This window comes from Streptomyces sp. NPDC059900, assembly GCF_050270335.1.
Lineage (GTDB): Bacteria > Actinomycetota > Actinomycetes > Streptomycetales > Streptomycetaceae > Streptomyces.
On the sequence record NZ_JBNNJZ010000561.1, the window covers coordinates 1 to 5,149 of the forward strand.

4 protein-coding genes are annotated in these 5,149 nt (G+C 70.0%); 3 read left to right on the top strand and 1 reads right to left on the bottom strand.

The window, feature by feature from the left end:
• The first annotated feature begins 39 nt into the window (after positions 1–39).
• Positions 40–2,268, top strand: coding sequence for a protein translocase subunit SecD (gene secD, locus ACQKIP_RS39045; protein ID WP_365853820.1), 2,229 nt, complete (start codon positions 40–42; stop codon positions 2,266–2,268).
• Positions 2,269–2,293: 25 nt separating this feature from the next.
• Here the strand turns inward: secD and ACQKIP_RS39050 are convergent, their stop codons facing one another.
• The gene (locus tag ACQKIP_RS39050) at positions 2,294–3,073 is read right to left on the bottom strand and encodes an NAD(P)H-dependent oxidoreductase (RefSeq protein WP_365853823.1); all 780 of its coding nucleotides are present in this window, start codon (positions 3,071–3,073) and stop codon (positions 2,294–2,296) included.
• Positions 3,074–3,212: 139 nt separating this feature from the next.
• Here ACQKIP_RS39050 and ACQKIP_RS39055 point away from each other — a divergent pair, with 139 nt between their 5' ends.
• Both ACQKIP_RS39055 and ACQKIP_RS39060 read left to right on the top strand, forming a co-directional pair.
• The gene (locus tag ACQKIP_RS39055; RefSeq protein WP_365853825.1) at positions 3,213–4,070 is read left to right on the top strand and encodes a helix-turn-helix transcriptional regulator; all 858 of its coding nucleotides are present in this window, start codon (positions 3,213–3,215) and stop codon (positions 4,068–4,070) included.
• 173 nt (positions 4,071–4,243) lie between these two features.
• Positions 4,244–5,149, top strand: a 906-nt coding sequence (locus ACQKIP_RS39060) for a hypothetical protein (protein WP_427745237.1), incomplete at its 3' end; no start/stop codon positions are given.

The window sequence follows — 5,149 nt, forward strand, 5'->3', positions numbered from 1 at the left end:
TCACTGTCCTGGCCGCGGTGTGCCTGCCGGAGGCCTGCTGTGCACCGATCCACGCGCATCAGAGGGCTGATCGCCCTCGCCGCTGTTGCTCTGTCCCTGTATGTCGCGCTTACCGTCCCTGTCCATCTCGGGCTCGATCTGCGCGGCGGCACCCAGATCGTCCTTGAAACCCGTCCCATTGGCGACGGCGATGCCGATGATGAGGCGACGGACCGCACCATGGAGGTGCTGCGCGGCCGTATCGACGCGCTCGGTGTCGCCGAACCCACCATCGCCCGCTCCGGCAACGACCGGATCGTCGTCGAACTGCCCGGTCTGCAGGATCCGCGAGAGGCGGCCGATGTGCTCGGCCGCACCGCCCAGCTCACCTTCCACCAGGTGCTCGGCGCGGCAGCCAACGGCGACGACAAGTCCGAACCGCTGCCCGAACGGCCCCGCGAACAGGTGCTGAGCGATGCGTCCGGGCAGCCTCTGCGCCTTCAGGCCGCGTCGCTGACCGGCAAGGACGTCGAGAAGGCAGCCGCCCGTCTCGATCAGCAGGGTGGTGGCGGCTGGCACGTCACCGTCGACTTCAAGGGCTCGGGCAAGGACGGCTGGGCCCGGCTGACCGGCGAGGCCGCCTGTCATGCGGCCGGGGATCCGGCCCGCAGAGTCGCCATCGTCCTCGACGACAAGATCATCTCTTCGCCGCAGGTCGATCCGTCGGTCGCCTGCCGCTCCGGCATCAGCGGCGGCTCCACCCAGATCACCGGAAGCTTCGACGACAGCGAAGCCAAGGAACTGGCTCTGCTCGTCAACGGCGGTGCTCTCCCGGTGCCGGTCGAAACCGTCGAGCAGCGCACCGTCGGCCCCACCCTGGGGGCGGAGGCCATCACGGCCAGCGCCTGGGCCGCCGCCATCGGCACCGCGCTGACCTCGCTGTTCATCATCGCCGTCTACCGGATCATGGGCGCGCTCGCCGCCGTGGCCCTGGCTTGCTACGGCCTCATCTCCTACGCCGCCCTCGCAGCCATCGGCGCCACCCTCACCCTGCCGGGACTCGCCGGGTTCGTCCTGGCCATCGGCATGGCCGTCGACGCCAACGTGCTCGTCTTCGAACGCGCCCGCGAGGAGTACGCCACGCGTCATCGCCCCACCCCGCGCTCATCCGTGACCGCCGGATTCCGCAGAGCCTTCAGCGCGATCGCCGACTCCAACATCACCACCCTCATCGCCGCCGGCCTGCTGTTCCTCCTCGCCTCCGGCCCCGTGCGCGGGTTCGGCGTCACGCTGGGCATCGGCGTCCTCGCCTCCATGGTCAGCGCCCTGGTCATCACCCGCGCCCTCGCCGACTACGCCGTCTCCCGCCCCGCTCTGCGCCGCCGCCCCCGCCTCACGGGCATCGCCCACACCGGAACCGTCCGCGACCGTCTCAGCCGCCGCAATCCGAGCCTGATGCGACACCCGCGCCGGTGGCTGGCCGCCTCGGCGGTCGCCCTTGTCGCGGCTGCCTCCGGTATCGCCGTGCGCGGCCTCGACTTCGGTGTCGAATTCACCGGTGGCCGCCTCATCGAATACACCACCGACACGCCCGTCGACGCCGACCGGGCCCGCGCCGCGCTCACCGACGCCGGATTCCCCCGGGCCGTCGTCCAGACCTCCGGCGAGAACCAGCTCACCGTCCGCACCCACCAGTTGAGCAACGCGCAGGCGGCGACCATCACCGACACCATCAGCGACCTGGCCCACCAAACCGACAAGATCCGCGACGAAGCCATCGGACCCAGCCTCGGCAAGGAACTGCGCCAAGGCGCCCTCATCGCCCTCGGCGTCGCCCTCGGCGCCCAGCTCGTCTATCTCGCGGCACGCTTCCGCTGGCTCCTCGGAACCTCCGCGGTCGCCGCCCTCGCCCACGACGTCGTGATCCTCGTCGGCATCTTCGCCTGGCTCGGCAAGCCCGTCGACGGCGTCTTCCTGGCCGCGCTGCTCACCGTCATCGGCTACTCCGTCAACGACTCCGTCGTCGTCTTCGACCGGATCAGGGAACTGGCCCGCGGCGACCGCAAGAAGCCCTTCGCCCGCGTCGCCGACCAGGCGCTCCTGCAGACCCTGCCCCGCACCGTCAACACCGGCATGGGCGCCGCCTTCATCCTCACCGCGCTGGCCGTACTCGGCGGGGATTCCCTCACCGACTTCGCGCTGGCCCTGCTCATCGGCCTCGTGGTGGGCACGTACTCCTCGATGTTCACCGCCACACCACTGGCCATCGAACTGCACCGCCGCAGCTGAGGGAGGCTTGCAACCAACCCTGCGGTCAGCCCCGCGTGTGCAGCCCGAAACCTGTGCGGCCCGCAGGCTCCAGTCCCTCCTTCAGGTGCAGCGAGGGAATCTCGTAGTCACCGAAGTTCTGCTGCCGGAAGGCGATCGGCTCGGTCGTCTCCAGGGTGAGCAGCCGCTGCACCCAGGCCTTGGCAGCGTCCGGGTACTCCTCGTGAGTCATCCGGTCGCTGCCGTACAGCACGAACGGCGGCAGCACCTCGATGCCGGGGTAATAAAGGATGCCGTGCTGGATCGGGAACAGCAGATCGTCGATGGGGCCGTTGATCCCGCGGGCGGCATAGTGCGACTCCGGGCCGCCCGCGGTCACCGACAGCAGCGCCCTGCGGCCCGCGAGCGTCCCTTCGCCGAAGCGCTCGCCGTACTTCGTGTCGCTGTGCTCACCGACGCCGTACGCGAAGTGGAAGGTGAACACCCGGTCCACCCAGCCCTTGAGGATCGCCGGCATCGAGTACCACCACAGCGGGAACTGGAAGATGATCGTGTCGGCCCACAGCAGCTTCTCCTGCTCGCCGCGGACATCCGGTGTGAGCGCCCCGGCGTCGAAGGCCCGGCCCGAGTCCCGCGCCACTTCCAGCGGACTCGAGGCGTGCGGGCCGTAGTCGGCTGCGTCCGCGACCGCCTTCCAGTGCATCGCGTACAGATCGCTCACCCGTACCTCGTGCCCCGCGTTCTCCAAAGTGGATACCGCGAGGTCCTTCAGCGAGCTGTTGAGCGACTTCGGCTCCGGGTGGGCGTGGACGATCAGCGTCTTCATCAGAACTCCTTCGGATCGGATGCCGTTGATTCTGGGCACCGCGCCGCCCGGTGTTCAGGGGCGCCGCTTCCGTCGGACCGGTCTTCCTGGTAACGGCAGTACCACCCTCGCGTGTCCCGCCGAAGCCATACTGGGAGCCATGGACGATCTCGCGAGCTTCCTGCGGACCCGGCGTTCCCGGGTCGACCCGAAGGCCGTCGGCATCCCCGCCGACAGCCGCCGCCGGGTCGAAGGGCTGCGCCGCGAAGAGGTCGCACACCTGTCCGGAGTCAGCGTCGATTACTACGTGCGCCTGGAACAGGGCCGCGCGACCCAGCCCTCCGAACAGGTCCTCGACGCGCTCGCCCGCGTCCTCGGCCTGGACGAGACCGAACGAGAGCATCTCTCCCGGCTCGCCCGCCAGCGCCGCCGGCGCGCGAAGGCGCCGGGCGGGCGGGTCAGGCCGGAGGTCCTGCGCGTCCTCGACCTGGTCACCGACGCACCCGCGCTGATCATGAATCATCGCCTTGACGTGCTCGCCGGCAACCGCCTCGCCGGACTCCTCTTCGGCCGGCCGCTGCCGGGCCTGAACACCGCCCGGCACATCTTCCTCGATGAGTCCGAGCGCGGCCTGTACGCGGAATGGGAGAGCTGCACCCTCGACGTCGTCGGACACCTGCGCCTGGCCGCCGGCAAGTATCCCGAAGACCCGCGCCTGGCCTCGCTCATCGGCGAGCTGGCGATGGGCAGCGAACGCTTCCGCCGTCTCTGGGCCCGCGCGGACGTGCGTGCGCGCACGCACGGTCGCAAGGTGTACCGGCATCCGCTGGTCGGACTCCTTGAGTTGCACCAGGAGAACTTCGCGCTGCCCGACGAGCCGGGCATGGAGCTGCTCGTGCTGTCCGCGGCCGCCGGCAGCCCGGCCGCGGACGGGCTGCGCCTGCTGGCGGGACTCGGCGCAGGGGACGCGGACAGCGGTGAGTTGCTTCCCGCGGTGAAGGAGCAGGTCCGCGAGTAACGCAGACGGTCAGGCGGATACCGGGCCGGACGGATCCCGGCGTTGCCGGAGACCGGCGCGTCTCCCCACACCCTCAAGTGAGCAATTTCAGTCAACATCTGCGCGTTATTGCCGCAGCTCGCGCGAACCAGCACAGTGACAGGGTCCGTTGATCTAGGCATTGAGGATCCGTCATGTCGCACCACCTCTCCGCGCTCACCCCGCACGAGGCTCTGGAGGCCAGCCTGCGCCTCGTGGCAGGACGCCGGGGCGTGCCGATGTTCGTCTCCCTGCGTTCCGCGCCGCCCTCCGGCGATCCGCACCCCGAGGCCGGCCATCCACCCCGTACGCCCGCACAGCCCGCCGATCTAGAACTCGCCGAAAGCTTCTCCGAGTTCCGCGACCAGCTCCGCGCGGACACGGAAGAAGAGACGGTGGTGCGCACGCTGCAATCCCTCGCCTACACAGGACTCGGGCCCGGCCGCGTTTCGCCCCGAGCACCGATCCCGGCCGGCCAGGCCCCCGACGCACACCGGCCGCTGTCGTGCGAGCCCGGCATCAGCGCGGACGACACCGAGGCCGACCTGCGCGCGGGTCACTTCCTGCGCGTGGTGAACTACCACAACACCCCGGCCAGTTGGAAGGACGAGCTGGTCGCCGAACTGCGGGGCTACAAGGCGGATTTCGAGACCGTCGATGTCGCCGACCTCGAGCAGTTCGCGCGCACCGGCGTGTGGCACAAGCCGCGTCCCGGGCTGCTGCCCGTCTTCTACGAGGGCTACCGGGACAACTACGACGTCGCCGCGGCTGCCTGCGAGGAGGCCGGGGTGATCGGGTGGTTCTTCGTCTGTACCGCCTTCGTGGACACCCCGGTCGAGGCGCAGTACGACTACGCCCTCGCGCACCGGATCAAGCTCGTGTCCGAGAACCCGCGCGGTGAGCGTCTCGCCATGAACTGGGCGGAGATAGCCGACCTGCACCGGCGCGGCCATGTGGTCACCCCGCACACCGCCTCGCACGCCCCCGCCCGCCAGGTGCTGACGCAGCAGGACATCGAGCGTGAGGTGATCGAGCCGAAGCGGCTGATGGACCGTGCCACC